Here is a 231-nt window from a genome sequence, read left to right on the forward strand (position 1 = left end):
CTAAACTGGCCGCAACACATCATTTAGATAACGCACAAGTGTATAAAGTCCTGAGTGCCAAAAATAGAACGTCCAGCCATGTTTTATACCATGTTATGGCGAATGGTGATGCCGACATGCTGAAAATTGTTTTGAACGCGTTACCTTTGTTAATTCGCACATGTCATTTGACTAAAGAACAGGTACTCGATCTCCTGAAGGCAAAGGATTTTTATGGTTGCCCAGGACTAT

At 41.1% G+C, this 231-nt stretch carries 1 pseudogene; it reads left to right on the plus strand.

Annotated elements, in window-relative coordinates:
* A pseudogene (locus RTW80_RS31035) lies at positions 1–231 on the plus strand (hypothetical protein); the annotation flags it as partial.

The sequence above is a fragment of the Escherichia sp. AM3 genome, from assembly GCF_032029835.1.
GTDB lineage: Bacteria > Pseudomonadota > Gammaproteobacteria > Enterobacterales > Enterobacteriaceae > Escherichia > Escherichia coli.